Consider the following 16,906-nt stretch of genomic DNA (forward strand, 5'->3'; position numbering starts at 1 on the left):
GGGGACAAGGAGGACAAGGGGATAGTACTGAGACAGAAAAAGATTTTTGCAAAAATGGGATGCTCCCCACCAACACAGGTGCCGACTTGCTATTTTCCGTAAACTTTTGAGAAGATAATGAAAAGAAAATGAAAACTAACAGACGTTAATTCGCACAGCCTGTGAAATCCTCATCTCTGCCTGTCATCGATCTTGTCCTATCAGAAACTCAACCGTTGAGCGAACCCACCTCAAACAACAGCCATCGCCTCACAGTGGCGAAGTCTTCGGATGATCGCGCTTCTGAGGTTGCCACAGTGACTGAGTCAACCGTTGATTCCCTGGTAACACCTCAAGAGTCGCTTCAGCCAGCTAAAGCCGCGCAGGTGGGAAAATGGGGCATCTTTGGCTCCACGTTCTTCACGATTTTTTTGGCAGAGATGGGAGACAAAACCCAGTTAGCCACCTTACTCATGAGCGCTCAATCTGAAGCGCCTTGGGTGGTGTTCCTTGGTGCAGCGCTGGCATTAATTGCTACCAGTTTGTTAGGCGTACTCATCGGACGTTTTCTGGCAACGCGGCTTTCTCCTAAAACCCTGGAAACCTCAGCCGGAGCGCTGTTACTCTTCATTTCCGCGATGCTGCTGTGGGATGTTGTGCATTTTTAGTTAGCCAGTTGAACATTGGCACCTTCGCATTCAAACCTTCAAACCTTTAAATTTTTTATGGACTGGCAACTTCTAGGACTGAGTTTCATTACGGTATTCTTGGCAGAGATTGGAGATAAGAGCCAATTGGCAGCGATCGCCCTAGGGGGTAGTCTCAAATCACCCCGTGCGGTATTTTTTGGCTCAGTCGCTGCACTGCTACTGGCTAGCTTGATCGGAGTGCTGGCAGGAGAAGGGGTGGCTCAGCTATTTCCACCGCGTATCCTCAAAGCGATCGCCGCTGTTGGTTTTGCCTTAATGGCTTTACGCTTGCTTTGGCCTTCACCAGCCACTAATGAGGAATAGGTGGTCATTAGGTCATCATTAACGACACCTCAATCTAGCCTGAGTTGATGTTTATTGTAGAATTCAGGGAGCCATCATGCCGAAGAACAACCTTGAGGGATAGAATCGGTTTACTGTCGATGTTCCAACTCTATAATTAATATTTTCCGACCCACCTCCCACCCTTGAACAATCTACTGTTGGAGGATGGCTGTCCACAAGGTGATCTATTTCCTCAACAATGACATCATCAATCCCTGATGTAATCATCCTGCTCATTTTGATCGCTTGCTTTCTGGCAATAGCGGAAGGCGTCCCCAAAAATTCGCGACGAGGGAAGCGCAAGGAATGACACTCATTGGCTTTTTCAATGTCTCATTGCACACTTCCCAGTCCCCAATGTTTTGGGGGGAGCTATAAAACCAGAACCAGGGCAATTTTGCTCAGGGTGATTAAGTTAAGAACTGTGAAAACAACCGCTAGTCAAGACAAAAGATGCTGCCATCTTTAAATACTTTTAATATTTCTCCTCAAATTTATGTTTTTTGCGTGAACTTCTCCCCTCCATCCCGCATTGTACCCTCAGATAGATTATTCTTTAAGTAGCAGCTGCTAGGTTGATTCTCTAAAAAAGCATAGTGTCAAAACTATGAAATAAAACGAGAGTCGCATTCTTGATAACGTTATTAATACCGAATGTTTTCTTGAAAAAGCCGCCCCTTAAAGGTGGCTTTAGGCTTGTTCAACAAGGTCAATCTTTTCCTAAAAATTGATTCCGAGAAAATGCACTTCGGGGTAACACTCGCAATACTTCCTCAACCGTTGTTGCACCCGTTGTCACCTTTTGTCTTGCCGCTATGCCAAACGAGGCAAACTTGATTTCCTTAAGATAGTGATGCAATTGGGTCATTGTCCCTTCATAGATAATTTCCCGTACCCGGTCATCGATATCCAATAACTCCACAATGGCTTCCCGCCCCAAGTAGCCGGAATTGAAACATTTATCACAGCCCTTGCCTCGTTTCCAAGAACCCAAATTGGTATGATTCTGTAATCCTAGTGTTTGTAACTCTTTTTCTGTCGGTGTGTGTGGTTGAGCACAGTGGGGACAAACCCGACGCACTAAACGCTGCGCCACAATTCCGAGTAGGGCATCACTAATTAAAGCCGGGTCTGGGCCAATATCTTTAATGCGGGGAATCGCACCAATCGCATCATTGGTATGGAGTGTGGTAAATACCAAATGACCCGTCAAGGCGGCGCGTACAGCGGTTTCAGCCGTTTCACTATCTCGAATTTCCCCCACCATAATGATGTCGGGGTCTTGGCGCAAAATTGACCTTAATCCTGCCGCAAAGGTCATTCCGGCACGTTCATGCACCTGAGTTTGGGTGATGCCCGGTAAGATATACTCTACTGGGTCTTCTACGGTTACCACATTGACATGCTCTGTGGCGACGTGTTGCAGGCTAGTGTAAAGTGTACTGGTTTTCCCCGAACCGGTGGGGCCGGTGAGGATAATCATGCCTTGGGGCTGCTGCAACCAACTGGCATAGATGGACAGTGTCTTTTCCGAGAAGCCCAAGTCTTCAATTTTGGAAAAAGGATTTTGCCTGGGCAGTAAGCGAATCACCGCTTTTTCGCCACCCACACAGGGGAGGGTACTCACTCGCATATCCATGCCTAATTCGGCATCTTCATTGCCTGCATACTTTTCGCCAATCCGTCCATCTTGAGGACGGCGACTTTCTGCAATGTCCATACCCGACATGACTTTGAGGGCGACAATTACCTTACGGCTGATATCGAGTTTGAGTTTGGTAATATCCCGTAACACCCCATCAATGCGATAGCGGACTCTCAATCCGTCGGGCATGGGTTCGAGGTGAAGATCGCTGGCGCGGTTGCGTAATGCCCCGGAAATCAGGGTTTTAATTTTACCAATCTGGTCAACGGCTTTTGCCAGGTAGGCTTCTGTGGTTTCAGAGATGTCCTCTTTTTCCAGTTCCCCCGTGAGAGGATTCACCAAAGGGATAGCACTAATGCGGTTCGGGTCGAGGTTTTGGGTGTGAAACCAGACGCGAAAGCTTTTATTGCTGATGGGGATGACTTTAATTTCGGTGAGGGCGCGATCGCTCAGGTCTTGAATCGTCTGTGTTGATAGTGTCACTGGGCTTCCCAGGTAGTAGCAGCCTCGCCAAAGCAGCAGGGGAATCACAGGGGGTAAGGCATTGCGATCGGGGAAATGCCGAAAGAATCGGTGAGTCACTTCTTGATCCAGCCGTTCCCGGTTCACCGTCCCTTGGTCATCCACCAAGAGCGAGAGGGCTTCTTCGCAGCTAATTTCGTGATTTCTCAGCTTTTGCCAAGCCGAGGGAAATGAGGCAGAAATCGTGTGCATGAGACAAGCGAGCTGTTGAGCGAATAGGAGGGGAATTCCAGTTTAAATAGAGATTGCAGCGCTATTGAGAGAAGATGCAGAAACTATACCCTGAGCGTTTTGATGCTCTATATTCCGCTATATTAGACGGAATTCAAAAGACTGCCTATTATAGCCAATCTCAATCCTGGGTGAAAATTTCAAAGGATGGTAATTGGTAATTGGTAAACGAAAAAATAGCCCTTCCTTGAAAAAAGGAGGGCTATGCGTAAGTCCTGTATATTAGCTATCACCCTGTTCTTCAAAATTTATGCAAGAAATGTCATAAGCGTTGGAGCAAGGGAGATTTGAGTGTAGCGCTGGAAGTTGATTGAAGATGTAATTCGGCTCAAAGGCTGGGGAGTTGGGTTTTTGATGACTTGATTGCTGTTCGACGCATCCGGTAGTTTTGTCTCACCTGAGTTGCTGTTTGGCTGCCCTGTTGGGTAATTGCCCTGATAGATTCTGATTCACAATCGCCACGTACTCCGGATTTAAGGTTGGAAGAGTCGTAGAGATAATCGTTGTCGAGCTGAAATTTAGCTCCCTATGGAACCAACGATATTTTGGGCAATTGTAGGAATTATCGCTATTATTATCCTGATTTTAGGTTATCAGGCATGGCGGCAAAACAACTCTTCAGCATCGTCTAGACGCTCCCGAAAGAGAAGCTTAGTCGATGAACGAATGCTGCATTCGCGTTCCCAACAGGAGAAAGGAAGTTCAGCCGACGAGTTGAGGGTGCCGAAATTCTCCCAAAAGGGCTATTCAGCCCACAATCCAATCCAGACAGGGTCTTCTCATCAAGGAAATACCGCAGACGAGTGGAGTTACCCGCCTAAACCTCCCCAAACGGAAAATACCGGAGATGAGCCAACGCACCTTGGGTCTTCTCAGAAGGGAAATACCACAGACGAGCAAACCCACATTAAGCCTGGGGGTAAGAGAAATATTGCAAACCAACAAACTTATATTGGGTCTTCCCAGAAGGGAAATTCAGCAGAGGAACAAACGTACCTGGGACGCAAGCAAAATAAAAATGTGATGCCAGAAGATGACCGCACGGTGTTGTGAAGTCAATCGAAGAGAGTAGAACTTGCCTAGTAATTCGTTCCTCTAACATTTAATGGTCTAATAATTGGGTTTAAATCTAAAATTGTGGAGATATGATCAAATTCCTAATCATTGATGACCAAACCGGCGAATCTCAGGAAGAAAACCTGATGCCAGAAACGATAATTAAAGGCGGAGGATTAATTGGCCGACACCCTAGCTGTGATATCGTTCTTAACAGTCCTGAAGTGAGTCGTGTCCATGGCAGGATTCTGTACCGAGAAGGACAGTATTACTTTACGGATCTGGGGAGTACAGGGGGTTCCCATGTGAACAAACAAGAGGCTTCGACCAATGAAAACTTCCTCCTGAAGCCGAATGACATCATCCGAATTGGTGAATTTATCCTCCTCGTCAAAGAGGTGCCGATGAATGGTCATAGCACCGTACAACAACCTCAGAAAGCCCTAACTTTGCCTGTAGAGCCATGTCAAATTGAACAGTTAATTTTTAAAGCAGAGGAACTAAAAGCTCAGGGTTTAATTAATCCAATTACCGCTGAGTTTGTTTTTCGGGGCAAACGGCTAGCCGAAGGTTTATCATTCTCCCATCGCTTCCGGCAAAAGGCGATTGAACTGTGTCAAACAGAGCTTAATGCAGGCAATTTTTGTTTAGTTGTGGAACACTCTGATCATCTCACAATTTGGCAGGAGGAAAAAGGAGAGAAAGAAAGCAATATTCCTCAATTTCTACCCTTGAACCAACCTCAAATCGGTGGAAAATAAGGTAAATATTACCTTAAAAACATTTTTTATAATTAAAACTTACGCAAATTAACCTTTCAAGCACCATTTGTAGGGGCGAGCCATGGCTCGCCTTTACTCTAATCGTGCCATTTTATAGATTTCCCAAAAGCCATTGTCTAACTCTCAGCAATCCTGGATTATAAAATACAGCGGATTTCAATTTGATGAGGTACATTTTGACCCCCCTAACCCCCCTTATTAAAGGGGCAACTGTACTTCATTTACCTGAAATCTGCTGTATCAATCTGTGCATGAACTAATAGCTCTAATCCATGTCCTACGAGCAACTAAAACCTTCTAAGCGTCTCACCTCCCTTGATGTATTTCGCGGGATTACCATTGCTGGCATGATTCTTGTCAATATGATTGGGGTAGCAGGCGATAAAAATGTATATCCTCCCCTACTTCATGCCGACTGGAACGGTTTCACCCCAACAGATTTGGTGTTTCCCTTCTTCCTATTTATTGTCGGTGCGGCAATGGCGTTTTCCTTCTCTAAATATAAACACGGCAATAAACCAACCCCCACTGTTTATTGGCGCATTATTCGGCGCAGCCTCATTTTGTTTGCACTAGGAATACTCCTAAATGGTTTTTGGGAATACAACTGGAGTAGCATCCGCATCATGGGCGTGTTGCAGCGCATCAGTCTCACTTACCTCATCGCCTCCCTGATTGTGCTCAACGTACCGCGAAAAGGGCAATGGGCGATCGCAGCATTTTTACTCATTGGTTACTGGTTCGCCATGTCCCTCATCCCAGTTCCCGATTATGGCATGGGTAACTTGACGCGAGAAGGGAATTTCGGCGCTTATTTTGATCGCTTAATCATCCCTACAGCGCATCTGTATAAAGGTGATGATTTCAATGGAATGGGTGATCCCGAAGGGTTATTCAGCACTCTCCCGGCTGTCGTAAGTGTTTTATTCGGTTACCTGACGGGAGATTGGCTACGTCAACAACCCATCAAGTCCACCACCAGTATGGATTTGGTACTGCTGGGTTTAAGTTGCTTGGTGATTGGGCAAGTTTGGGACTTTTGGTTTCCCATTAATAAAAAATTATGGACGAGTTCTTATGTCCTGTTCACAACAGGTTGGGCGTTGCTGTTACTGGCGGCTTGTTATGAATCAATTGAAGTACGTCAACGACAACGGTGGGCAAAGCCGTTTGAGATGATGGGGTTAAATGCTATCTCTATCTTTGTCGCTTCGGTTTTGCTGATTAAAATTTTGGTTAAAACCAAAATAGGCACAGGCGAAAACGCGCCAACAACCTTCATTTGGATTTATAATCATTTCTTTATGCCTTTGGCAGGTGCGATGAATGGTTCCCTATTATTCGCCTTGGTAACCGTTTTGTTGTGGTGGAGCGTTAGCTACGCGATGTATCGGCAGAACTGGTTTATTAAAGTTTAAGCGATGCTCTGAATGAATGGTGCTAACGGCGATCGCTTCGGATGGAGACAGGAGAAAAAGAGAACGGATGCACCATCTGTCTACAAACCCCTACCGTGAAGGGTTAGAGTGCGTTGTGTCTGTGCCAAAAAACAGGCGATCGCTTTTGCAGATTCACCTCATTCCTAAGCCATCTACCAAGATTCGGCTAAGTACCGACAACCCAAGTGTCAAGTGGGAACATTGCCGATTTTAAATGTTCTAGATCTACTAAAGGAATCCTGGATAGCTGAAACTGAACGAGTAGATATTTGGTATATCCCTATTCCCAAAGGTATGCCCTTTTATCACTAACTGAAGTAACGCTGTTTCGCAGAATCATTAGTCCTTAGTTATGTAGTCATTTATTGACTAATTGTACTAAGAAAGTGTGGTTTTACGAAGTCCATGATTCCTTACTTTTTTCGTCCAATCGGAGGAAGGAGATATGAGCCTAAAACCCCTAAACTAATCCCTATCTAGCCAAATCAATCTTCTATGAAAAGATTAATTGGCTACCCTACCGTAATCATACCCTTGGGATTTAAACCTGCCACGGTTGAATCCCTAAAACTCCTAATTTGTCAAGGATTCACGATTCAAAATCCTCTATGAAAAGGGTATGGATCGACGATAGGCTCGTTGTATAAATGAACTGTAAACACCATGAGGATTAAGACATGAGGCGAAGATTTCTGGCTATTACTATTCTATTGACAACAATTGGCTTAACAGCTCCCGCTGTTGCTAAAAGTTATGAACCCAATCACCTGAAGCGTTTACTAGAAACCAAACAATGTCCAGGGTGTGACTTGAGTAGTGCAGATTTGCGGGGAGCTAACCTAAGTTATGCGGATTTGCGAGGCGCTAACTTGAGTAATGCTAACCTGAGCAATGCTGATTTGCGGGGAGCTAACCTAACGGGAGCCAATCTTACCAAAGCCAATCTTAAGGGAGCAAAATTGCCTTAAAATTGGCAATCAACTAAGAATGAAAAATAAATATGTTACAGAAACTACTCACTGCAATTAGGCGTTAGTAGCCATTTTCAGTTCGTCTAAATTTAGCTAATTCAATGATAGCTGCAAAAGCCCTAACTCTTGCTGCATCAATGTTTGTTGTTCCTGTAATTGTTATTTTTTTCATTCTTAGTACTTAAATTAACTCTATCTTGACTTATGGATAAAGCTCTGTCAACAAAATTTGAAATTTAAACGTTCGGCTGGAGCGGATGGGGATCGAGATTAATCACAGATGTAGCGATTCTCTTCTGGCTTGATATTGGCATTAGGATTTTTTAGGTAATCATGGAGCCAAGCACAGCCACGCACCAGTAGATCATTGAGATCAAAATTCCAGAGAATCACGACTTTTTCATCACTGGCGGAAGCAATCGTCTTACCGTCCCAGGAGAAACTCACGCTGTTGATACTACTGCCATTTCCTTCTAGTGTTCTCAGGACGTTTCCATCTAAGCTCCAGAATTTGAGGGTTTTGTCCGCACTGGCTGAAGCCAGAGTATAACCATCCGGGTGAAATCTAACGCTGGTGACTCGACCTAAATGTCCATACAGAGTCGTGCGTAAAGTACCATCTTTGTTCCAGAGTTTAATGGTGCTGTCATTACTGGCAGAGGCAAGAATTTCGCCGTCCGGACTGAAACGGATATCGTTAACGCCATTGGTATGTCCCCTCAAGGTATCCAGTTCAGTCCCGTCAAGGTTCCACAGTTTAACGGTTCTGTCATTACTGGCAGAGGCAATCGTCTTGCCATCGGGCGAGAAACTCACGCTATTCACCCAATCGGTATGCCCCGTTAGAGTTTTCTGTAATTGGCCATCTTTGTTCCAGAGTCTAACCGTTTTGTCCGCACTGGCGGAGGCAATCGTCTCACCATCGGGCGAGAAACTCACGCTATTCACCCAATTTTGATGTCCTGTGAGTGTGTGCAGTAACTCACCATTAATGCTCCAAAGTTTAACGGTTTGATCAGCACTAGCAGAGGCAATCGTCTCACCATCGGGCGAGAAACTCACGCTATTGACGATTCCATTGTGTCCCGTGAGGGTGTGGAGTAATTCACCCTTAACGCTCCAAATTTTAACGGTTTGATCAGCACTAGCAGAGGCAATCATTTGACCATTAGGGCTGAAGCTGGCACTCGTCACCTTCTGTTCGTGCATGTTAAGGGTTGGGAGTGGGATACGGCTCAAGCTCCAAAGTTTAATGGTGTTATCCTCACTCGCGGAAGCAAGAATTTTACCATCGGGGGAGAAACGGATTCCTTGAACCGAATTAGAGTGCCCTTTTAGAGATTCGAGTAGCGTGCCTTGGGTGTTCCAGAGTTTGATCGTTTTGTCCGTGCTAGCGGAGGCAATCTGCTGACCATCCGGGCTAAAACTAACACTATTCACCCATTCTGTATGTCCTTCGAGCGTTCTTAAGAAGCTACCATTGGTATTCCAGAGTTTAATAGTTTTGTCCGTACTAGCGGAGGCAATCTGCTGACCATCCGGGCTAAAACTGACGCTTTTAACCCAATCTTCGTGTCCTGTGAGGGTTTTTACTCCACTGCCATCAACACTCCAGAGTTTAATCGTTTTATCGTTACTCCCTGAGGCAATCTGCTTGCCATCCGGGCTAAAACTGACGTTGTTAACCCAATCTCCATGTCCTGTGAAAGTTCTTAACAAGGTGCCATTAACACTCCAGAGTTTGACCGTTTTGTCGTGACTTCCAGAAGCGATTTGTTGGCTATCGGGTGAGAAACTCACACTTTTAACCCATCCCTGATGCCCTGTGAAGGTTCTTAGCAAGGTGCCATCAATACTCCAGAGTTTGATAGTTTTGTCATCACTCGCCGAGGCGATAAGCTTGCCATTGGGGCTAAAGCTAACACTATTAACGATTCCATTATGTCCTTCGAGAGTTTTGGGTAAGGTTTGATTGAGCTTCCAGAGTTTAATTGTCGTATCCGCACTAGCAGAGGCAATCATTTTGCCGTCCGGTGAGAAACTGACACTATTAACGATTCCGTTGTGCTGCTCTAAGCGGTTGCGTTCTTGAATTCTGTAGACTGATTGCTGTAAGCTACCTAAAGTTTGAAGTCGAATATCGGATGAAATTTTCCGATTCTTCAACGTCAATAAGGAGGTTTGTAACTCGTGTTCTAATTCCTTGAGGCGTTTACCGACTTTGACACTTTCAACTAATGCCCCAAGCTGATTGTCGGAGAGTAATAGAGCTGAGGATAAAGAACTGAGTGCTCTAATTTCAGCAATTTCTGCTCGTTTTCGTTGAGATTCTGTCAGCAGCGCCAACCCTCCCGCCATCAGGGCAAATACGGTTACCACAATCACGGCAACGCCGACTTGCTTGCGCTGTCGAGAAACACGACTCAGTTGTTGTTCGGTCAGTTTGCGTTGATTTCTTTCCCGTTGAAGTGCGGCTTCTAATCCTACCTCTGCATCCTTTTTTTGACGGATGAAAGAGACTAAATAATCATGAACGAGTTGATAGCGATCAGCGGGGGCATCTGGCAGTAACATTAATAAGCCTGATTTGGTCAGAATTTCTAACACCAAATCGAGCTGTTCGTCCTTAGATTCTAATTCGGTATCATCTAATTCTCCTGCCAACTCCGCACGAGTCTTAGGAGGACGTGTGCCATTTTCTTCGGTTAGCAAGTACAAAACAAGGAGTGCTGCCCGTGCATTCGGAGGACCACAATCTTTAATCGCTTCTTGTAAAAATCGCTCAACTAGTTTTTGTTTAGGATTGAAACCTAAACGCTGATAGTCTTCTAAACTGACAATGGCCTCGGCATGGAGTTGCGCTCCCACGACCTGTAATTCAATCGGGCTAACATCTCCTGTATCTTCTGCTAAATCTCGGACTAATTCATCAATTAGCGTGGATTCTAAGTAAAACTGAGAGCGTTCATTTAAGCTATGGATAACGGCTTTTGCGTCTTTGGGTGAAAAATTCCCTAAGTAATAGCGAATTTTCTTATCCAGAATATTGTTATTAATAACATCTAGATTAGTGCAGCGTTCGCATTCTAATAAATAGTGGAGATAGTCTTCCCGTAGAGAAAGAATGACTTTTACATAAGGAATTTCCAGGCAGTCGCGCAGAAAATTATAAAGCAGACACCGGGTATTGGGTTCGGAATAAATAAAGAAAAATTCTTCAATTTGATCGAAAATTAAAACTGTTAACAGATTCCGGTCTGCATTTTTTCGTAACTGGTTAATAATAAATTTCGGGATGTCTTCTGGAATGGCTAAGTTGATATCTCTGACTTCACTGATAGCATCGGTTAACGATACGCTTAAATCCCTCAATAAAGATTGTCCCAAATCGTTGACCCAATTGGTGTAACCGCGCACCACAATGGGTAGAGCATCGCGATCGCCAATTGCTTTTTGTTCTAAAGCTGGTACTAACCCGGCTGTTACCAAAGAGCTTTTGCCGACTCCTGAAGGCCCGTGAATGACGGTTAATTTATAATCTGTGCGGCTAATGCGTTCAATTAAGCGATTAATATCTTGTTGCCGACCGGAAGCCGCAATTTCTTGGGCAATGGTACTGAGTGTATCGACGGGGGCAATGGCTGGGTTCGCAACTTGGCATCGAGGCCGCAACTGACTCGCACCGATAAAGGCTCGGAACCCATATTGATACTCAATCTCGCTTTGTTTTTGTTTAATCCGAAAGGCGTCTAGATAGCGACCTTGGTTCCAATAAAGCGATCGCAACTCTGCCAAAATCCGAATATAAAGCGATGGATCGATTTGAGGATTGCTTTTCGTTTTAGCAATTTCTAGCAGTTTAATCGCTTGTGGAAGTTGACCTAGGTGCTTTTGGGCTTGGGCTAACAATAATAGATATAAATTTTGATCGTGTCGTTGAGACCAGACGTTATCAATGTTTTTTGTGAGTAAATCACAGGATAATCGAGTTGATTTAGCGTTTGTTTGTAAGGCTAATTTAGAAAATTCTCTGGCTATCTTCCAAGCTTTATTGGAAAGCGCTAATTCCGCTAACAGACCATAGCCATAAGAGAGTCGAATCGGATCGAAATAGGTTTGGTGTAATTGAACGGCTAATTTAGCGATCGCTTCTAGTTCATCCCACTCCTCTAGCTTTTGCAGGGTTTCACCCAAGGAGTTGATAAACTGACCCATCAATTCAGGGCGATTCCCCTGTTTAAACACGTCAATACACTGTTGAAAATAATTTTTAGCTTGACTACAAGCAAAACGATATTCAGAGCGGCGCAGGGTTGCATATTTACGCCACCACAAACCCAGATAGTAGAGTAAACATCCAACTCGCTCAAACAATTTGGGATTGATCGATTGAGAGGGCGCGTTCAATCGAAGCGCTTCTGATTCCTGACTTTCGAGTTGCTCTAACCAAAACGCGAGGCTGCGCTCATAATATTGGCGAGACTCCTCCATGCGATCATGGGTATCAGCATCAAGACCAATCAGAAATTGTAAATCTGCTTCTAACGCTGGCTCTAAAACATCACCTCGATTTTGCAAATCTTTCAACGCTGACTCTAACTCTAAGCGGCGACGGGAACCCATTTCCAAATTCAGGTCAGTATTGTTGAGAAATTTACCCGAACCCGTTTTTAAGATGGCTTCAAAGACCGATTCTGCATTTTGCTCTAGTGCTTTGATTAAGTCAGGAGTGGCAATCGTAAATCCAATCGGAGTGGCAGCCCAACTGGTAAAATCGGGAGCCACCCGCATGAATTTTTGCAGCACCTCATCGGTTACCCACAACACTAATGGGAACGAGAAATGTTTCCGAAACTCATCCCTGGCATGATTTGAGGCAATCAACAACCCCTCTAGATCGTTCACCAATTCCAATCCAGAAACGATAACGGCGTTGGGTTCTTCGCCGTCTAGTGCAGCACGAATTGTTGTATAAAGGGTTCGGGTAGAGGGTTTGAGAGTGATTTCTTTGAATCCAACCGCGCAGCGTTCTCGCAATTTTTGGACTAAAGGCTGTCGCAATGACTGATAATTACAGCGAGCTAAGACGATGGAAAAAAACCCTTGAGATAGCGTGATTGCTCGCGCCAGAGTTCTTAATGATTCATTATTTTTGGCACTGACATCGTCTGGGTGGCTCTCCATCATGACTCTAAAAGTATGAAGTATGAATTTTTGGTATGTACCCCGTTTTCCTATTCGCTAATTTTTGTCCTCCTTAAGGTTTATTTTGATGCTTGACCATTCGCTAACACTACCCTATATTTGCTCACACCTCAGACTTCAGACTTTAGTTGTTTGGCTTCTGCCAAGATGGGATTAGTACTAAACCATCCCCCTTGTTCATCTTGATATTCAAAGACGAACAAACTGCGTAATAGAGTTTGGTATTCGTCCTCTCCTCTGACCATTTGATTGTGTCCGACTTGCCGCAGCAATTCCCATTCATCATCATCAACGGCACGAACAAGGGCATCGCGTTGTCTTCTAATGATTTCTTCCAAACACTCACGAGAAAAAGGGGGGTCTTGCTGCTGAAGACAGCCATACATTAGCCCTAACAAATTTCGAGGATGTCCGCCACTAACCAGACAAAGACGGTTTAAGGTTTCAGGGGAGTCAAACACCTCTGTTATGAATTGTAGGCGCTGTGCAGGTAAAACATCTGGGAAAGCTCTGGCGAGAACCATTTGCCTCAACAGTTCCATCCCCTGCTCACACTCGCTGCCATCGCGCGATTGCACCCGCACCATCGGTAACAATTTTGGGTCTACACCAAAGCGATTGCGTAGCCTCCCCCATTCATTGGAAAAAATTAACACCAGGGGAATTGTATAAACGACATGACAATTGAGCTGTTTGAGCTGTTCGCCCCGGTCTACAAACAGATACTCTGGCTGAAGACGACCTGTCGGTTTTAGGGTGTTATCAACCCGGTCGAGGCTATCAACAATCACGACTAAACCTGTTTTACCCTGCCTCTTGAGTTCTTGGATGGCAGGTTCTAATAACTCTTGGTTAATCGCGTCTAAAATTCCATCAGTGCGCGGTTCTAAATATTGCCTGAGTTGAGAACGGAATTTAGGGCTATTTTTAGCTTTTGCGGAGATTTTACCCAGACCGAAACCAAGGGAAAGTTCTCCTTCTGTACTTGCCTTAATTTCTCCTAATCCAGGCACAGAACCTTCTGCCGAAAGTTCAATTTCGGTTTGCATTAACTCGCTTACGCCTTGCAGTAAAGCCCTAAAGCCTCGTGGTTTGAGATTGACTTTAGCTTGCTCCAAACTTTCCGTTACTTTGCGAGCAATGGCTAACAAAATATCGGTTACGTCCACGTCTGCCATCACTAAGTCTTTGCTGGAGTCGAAGTAGACGACATGAGAGCCTTGCCGTTCTAACTCGGCTTTGAGGCGCAACAACTCGGTCGATTTACCACAGCCAATATGACCTGTAAATAATTGACAAGTTGGCTCATTGGGAGCGAGGCGGGTAATGGTTCGTCCCAACTCTTCGATAATCTTGCCACCCCGAACCGGGGAGAAATCGATATAATACTTCCGCTCCTCGGCATCCCCCACCGATAGGGTGATACTGGGATTACATGCCTTGTAAAATTTCTGCAAGTCGAGTTTCATGGTTCCCTTCTCTGACAGCGCTGCTTCTATTGTCTACCGTTGTTATTTTAATCATTCCGTAAATCTTGCATCGAAATGACTGCTACTTTGAGCATTCACGAGCATGGGGATATCTGTATCGGGTAAGCGGTGCCGATGACTTCAGCTATCTCTGAATAAGTTTGTTGGACGAGAGTTGATTGGAAAGGTTTCCCAATAACGGTAATTGTTAGGAAATTATTGATGGAGAGCTATTTGTGACTCCTGCCTCACTCTTAAATGATTAGGGTTTAATAAAACAGGCTGTCCCATCCATTAAGAAAGAGATGATTAATTCTAGGAGTATTGATTTCAATTATATCATTTTTAGGGTTGATCTATTTACAAATATTTGTATTTCTACTAACATCATTATGTTGTTTGTTTTGATTCAGATATGGAAGCCATTCATCAAGTCATTCGATTGAATTACACCTGCATCTCAGAATATATTCAAGCAGAGTTAACGTTTCTGTCTGAAGTTTCTGAACTTACGGATGATGAACGGTTCAGGCAGTCGATTGCGGAGGTGATTTACAGCCTCAATGATTTGTCGGATACCTTAACTTTGCAACGGCGTTATCTGAAGCCTCGGTTTGATGCTGAGTAACGGTTAGTTCGTTGGGCTTTTGTTTACCCCCCTAACCCCCCTTATTAAGGGGGGAATAAGAGGTACGAGAAAAGTTTCTCTTGTATTTCTTGATTGGTAAGGGAGGCTAGGGCGGTTAACAAAGGCTGTCTTACACCTAAAACTGCGATCGCGCACTTTCAGGATTTTTCTTCTCTGAATTGTAGTAATTCTTGTAAATTTGTACAAACTCTGACCAGATACCGTTGTAAAATCTTATTTTTGAGTCAGTTTTCAACGGCTGACGAACAAACGGTAAGTTACGAACAGATTGAGTTTTTTACCTAAAATTAGCTCACTATGACCCGCACGACTCGTCGTCATTTTTTGCAGTTCACAGGTTCAGCATTGGCAGCGATTGGGTTGAATCAGCTATCTTTTCTCCAATCAGCCCAACGTTACGGTCAAGTCCTTGCTCAAAGTACGCCTCGCAAACTCGCTTTACTCGTTGGCATCAATAACTACCCCTCACAACCCCTGGAAGGATGCCTCAATGATGTAGATTTGCAGCGAAATTTATTGATTCATCGCTTTGGGTTTAATCCGAAAGATATTTTGATTTTGCCTGATACAAAAGCGACACGAGCAGGAATTTTAACGGCGTTTGAAGAACATTTAATTAAACAAGCGAAACCGGGCGATGTGGTGGTTTATCACTATTCCGGGCATGGTTCGCGTATTTTTGACCCTAATCCAATTGTGGTTGAGCCAGGAAAAGAAGGATTGAATGGGACATTTGTGCCGGTGGATGGTAACTTACCTGACGGATATCCGGAGGTAGGAGGGTCAGTGAAAGACATTATGGGGCATACTTTATTTTTGCTGATGTCTGCCCTGAAATCTGAAAATGTCACGGCTGTTTTAGATAGTTGTTTTTCTGGTGGGGCGACGAGAGAAGCACGGATACGTTCGCGGGATGGGGGTAAGAATGTTTTAGTGTCATCAGATGAAAAAACTTATCAAGAACAGTGGTTATCTCGGTTAAAAATGTTGCCAGAAGACTTCGTTAAGGGCTATCGCGCTGGGGTTGCTAAAGGTGTGGTGTTAGCAGCAACTGCACCTGACCAACTGGCGCGGGAAATTATTATTAATGGCTTTAAAGCAGGAATATTTAGTTATTTACTGACGCATTATCTTTGGCAGGAGGATAGCAACATTGAGCGGGTATTCCAGAAGATTCTGCCAGAAATACCTAAAGACTTCGATCAAATGCCCCGTTATGAGGTGAAGGTGGGGAAAGAGTATCAACGGCAAAGTCCTTATTTTATTAATTCTCCTAAATCGCCAGCACAGGCGGTGGTGATACGAGTGAGTGGGAATAATGCTCAGTTGTGGTTAGGGGGTGTTGATTTAAGGAAGGTGACAACGGGAACAGTATTTACTGCCATGAAGGGGACAGGGCAGGTGAAAGTGGTTTCTCGTGATGGGTTGGTGGCACAGGGGAAGGTTGAGAATCCGGTGACGGAAGGAATGCCGTTGCAGTTGATGGGGTAAATAGCCTAGAAATCGTAGGGTGTGTTAGCGCAGCGTAACGCACCGAATTTGAAAGTCCGCCAGTGAGTCCGCCAGTCCGCCAGGGGTTAAAACCCCTGTCTCATAGCTAAAGTCCTCTAAAAGAGGACTAAAAATTAGTAGTTGATACCAAATCCGGACTGAATACCCCTTTTTTCATGGAGTCCGCGTTAGATGGACTTGGTTTGAGTCGTCTTTAGACGACTTGGGCTATTAGCCAGGGGTTAAAACCCCTGGTGGTGTGGAGGAGGCGGACTAGTAGTAGCGCCCATTCTCTATCAATGTCAAATGTTCTATTTATTTCATGGTTCATAACTTATCTGCATAAGCTCTCGACTCTGAGATATAGAGAGTAGGAGACGGGAGGGTGCTTTCAAAGACTTGTGCTTACACCGTAGCCTTGTTAAGGGGCGAG

The 16,906-nt window shown here is 44.6% G+C and carries 12 protein-coding genes; 9 read left to right on the forward strand and 3 right to left on the reverse strand.

Annotated features, from left to right (window positions below):
- Positions 1-320 precede the first annotated feature (320 nt).
- Both MIC7113_RS02155 and MIC7113_RS02160 read left to right on the forward strand, forming a co-directional pair.
- Positions 321-647 carry a TMEM165/GDT1 family protein gene (locus tag MIC7113_RS02155; RefSeq protein WP_390465291.1) on the forward strand — a complete coding sequence of 109 codons (327 nt, stop codon included), beginning with the start codon at positions 321-323 and terminating at the stop codon, positions 645-647.
- 57 nt (positions 648-704) lie between these two features.
- Positions 705-992 carry a TMEM165/GDT1 family protein gene (locus MIC7113_RS02160; RefSeq protein ID WP_015180532.1) on the forward strand — a complete coding sequence of 96 codons (288 nt, stop codon included), beginning with the start codon at positions 705-707 and terminating at the stop codon, positions 990-992.
- Between the two features lie 730 nt (positions 993-1,722).
- On the opposite strand, the gene MIC7113_RS02165 is transcribed toward MIC7113_RS02160, so the two are convergent.
- A complete protein-coding gene (locus MIC7113_RS02165; RefSeq protein WP_015180533.1) occupies positions 1,723-3,372 on the reverse strand; it encodes a GspE/PulE family protein in 1,650 nt (549 codons plus the stop codon).
- 567 nt (positions 3,373-3,939) lie between these two features.
- On the opposite strand from MIC7113_RS02165, the gene MIC7113_RS02170 reads away from it, so the two are divergent.
- From MIC7113_RS02170 to MIC7113_RS02185, 5 genes are all read left to right on the forward strand, one after another.
- Positions 3,940-4,464 (forward strand): hypothetical protein, encoded by a 525-nt coding sequence (locus tag MIC7113_RS02170; protein WP_015180535.1) that lies wholly within the window; start codon positions 3,940-3,942, stop codon positions 4,462-4,464.
- Between the two features lie 92 nt (positions 4,465-4,556).
- Positions 4,557-5,228 carry an FHA domain-containing protein gene (locus MIC7113_RS02175; protein WP_015180536.1) on the forward strand — a complete coding sequence of 224 codons (672 nt, stop codon included), beginning with the start codon at positions 4,557-4,559 and terminating at the stop codon, positions 5,226-5,228.
- A gap of 293 nt (positions 5,229-5,521) precedes the next feature.
- Positions 5,522-6,667 (forward strand): acyltransferase family protein, encoded by a 1,146-nt coding sequence (locus MIC7113_RS02180; RefSeq protein WP_015180537.1) that lies wholly within the window; start codon positions 5,522-5,524, stop codon positions 6,665-6,667.
- Between the two features lie 16 nt (positions 6,668-6,683).
- Positions 6,684-6,902 carry a hypothetical protein gene (locus tag MIC7113_RS35835; protein ID WP_155897906.1) on the forward strand — a complete coding sequence of 73 codons (219 nt, stop codon included), beginning with the start codon at positions 6,684-6,686 and terminating at the stop codon, positions 6,900-6,902.
- 463 nt (positions 6,903-7,365) lie between these two features.
- On the forward strand, positions 7,366-7,656 hold the full coding sequence (locus MIC7113_RS02185; protein ID WP_015180538.1) for a pentapeptide repeat-containing protein: 291 nt from the start codon (positions 7,366-7,368) through the stop codon (positions 7,654-7,656).
- A gap of 273 nt (positions 7,657-7,929) precedes the next feature.
- Here MIC7113_RS02185 and MIC7113_RS02190 read toward each other — a convergent pair whose 3' ends face one another.
- A complete protein-coding gene (locus MIC7113_RS02190) occupies positions 7,930-12,846 on the reverse strand; it encodes a WD40 domain-containing protein (protein WP_041779858.1) in 4,917 nt (1,638 codons plus the stop codon).
- 128 nt (positions 12,847-12,974) lie between these two features.
- A complete protein-coding gene (locus MIC7113_RS02195) occupies positions 12,975-14,333 on the reverse strand; it encodes an AAA family ATPase (RefSeq protein WP_015180540.1) in 1,359 nt (452 codons plus the stop codon).
- A gap of 415 nt (positions 14,334-14,748) precedes the next feature.
- Here MIC7113_RS02195 and MIC7113_RS02200 point away from each other — a divergent pair, with 415 nt between their 5' ends.
- Both MIC7113_RS02200 and MIC7113_RS02205 read left to right on the forward strand, forming a co-directional pair.
- Positions 14,749-14,961 (forward strand): hypothetical protein, encoded by a 213-nt coding sequence (locus MIC7113_RS02200; protein WP_015180541.1) that lies wholly within the window; start codon positions 14,749-14,751, stop codon positions 14,959-14,961.
- A 318-nt stretch (positions 14,962-15,279) separates the two neighbouring features.
- Positions 15,280-16,473 carry a caspase family protein gene (locus MIC7113_RS02205; protein WP_015180542.1) on the forward strand — a complete coding sequence of 398 codons (1,194 nt, stop codon included), beginning with the start codon at positions 15,280-15,282 and terminating at the stop codon, positions 16,471-16,473.
- Positions 16,474-16,906: the final 433 nt, after the last annotated feature.

Origin of the sequence: Allocoleopsis franciscana PCC 7113 (assembly GCF_000317515.1) — a bacterium.
Lineage (GTDB): Bacteria > Cyanobacteriota > Cyanobacteriia > Cyanobacteriales > Coleofasciculaceae > Allocoleopsis > Allocoleopsis franciscana.

Bases quoted from the DNA above. Each gene is read 5' to 3' on its own strand.
- MIC7113_RS02165 (WP_015180533.1), bottom strand. From the start codon at position 3,372: ATGCACACGATTTCTGCCTCATTTCCCTCGGCTTGGCAAAAGCTGAGA.
- MIC7113_RS02185 (WP_015180538.1), top strand. From the start codon at position 7,366: ATGAGGCGAAGATTTCTGGCTATTACTATTCTATTGACAACAATTGGC.
- MIC7113_RS02160 (WP_015180532.1), top strand. From the start codon at position 705: ATGGACTGGCAACTTCTAGGACTGAGTTTCATTACGGTATTCTTGGCA.
- MIC7113_RS02200 (WP_015180541.1), top strand. From the start codon at position 14,749: ATGGAAGCCATTCATCAAGTCATTCGATTGAATTACACCTGCATCTCA.
- MIC7113_RS02190 (WP_041779858.1), bottom strand. From the start codon at position 12,846: ATGATGGAGAGCCACCCAGACGATGTCAGTGCCAAAAATAATGAATCA.
- MIC7113_RS02205 (WP_015180542.1), top strand. From the start codon at position 15,280: ATGACCCGCACGACTCGTCGTCATTTTTTGCAGTTCACAGGTTCAGCA.
- MIC7113_RS02170 (WP_015180535.1), top strand. From the start codon at position 3,940: ATGGAACCAACGATATTTTGGGCAATTGTAGGAATTATCGCTATTATT.
- MIC7113_RS02175 (WP_015180536.1), top strand. From the start codon at position 4,557: ATGATCAAATTCCTAATCATTGATGACCAAACCGGCGAATCTCAGGAA.
- MIC7113_RS02180 (WP_015180537.1), top strand. From the start codon at position 5,522: ATGTCCTACGAGCAACTAAAACCTTCTAAGCGTCTCACCTCCCTTGAT.
- MIC7113_RS35835 (WP_155897906.1), top strand. From the start codon at position 6,684: ATGGTGCTAACGGCGATCGCTTCGGATGGAGACAGGAGAAAAAGAGAA.
- MIC7113_RS02195 (WP_015180540.1), bottom strand. From the start codon at position 14,333: ATGAAACTCGACTTGCAGAAATTTTACAAGGCATGTAATCCCAGTATC.